Here is a 642-nt window from a genome sequence, read left to right on the forward strand (position 1 = left end):
TAGAATGAAGACTTGGATCCAACCCGTATCGCTTCTTCGCAATGATGAGCAGCAGATAGTCACAAATGGCTATCCATATCTGCGTGTACACGGCGTTCTTGGAAGTGCCGTAGAAAGTCCTGATGTGAAGATGCTGCTTGATCCATTTGAAGAACAGTTCTATCTGCCAGCGTTCACGGTAGAGTTCCGCAATAGTCAGCGGATTGTTAATCGCAAAGTTGTTGGTCAGAAATCGATATACTCTTCCAGTCTCAAAGTCTTCATACACAACAAGTCTCAATGTGTCTGGATACTTTCTGATAGAGTAATATCCAACAAGTCTGATAGTCTCATCCGAAAGAACGCCCGAGTCTTTGTTGACAGGTCTGGACTCAATAACCACATAAGACATATTGTCCTTGGCGCGTGTAACAAAGCAGGCGCCCTTTTGCTGGAAATGCTTGTAAAGTTTCTCAAAGGCAACATATCCCCTATCCATCAGGTAGAAAGCACCTGCTTCAACAGGAATCTTGTCCATCATCCTGGCATCGTTAACCTTGCCTGGCGTGAGCATGACAAATGTGGGAATCGAGCCTCGCAGATCCATCAGTGTATGTATCTTGAACGCGCCCTTACCATGATGAAACTCGGTCCATGGACACA

The 642-nt window shown here is 45.5% G+C and carries 1 protein-coding gene; it reads right to left on the minus strand.

From position 1 onward, the window contains the following. Positions 1-586: IS4 family transposase (locus tag B5G16_RS12440; protein WP_239406125.1), on the minus strand; the 586-nt coding region annotated here is incomplete at its 3' end. Between the last annotated feature and the right edge of the window lie 56 nt (positions 587-642).

The sequence above is a fragment of the Alistipes sp. An66 genome (assembly GCF_002161445.1).
GTDB lineage: Bacteria > Bacteroidota > Bacteroidia > Bacteroidales > Rikenellaceae > Alistipes > Alistipes cottocaccae.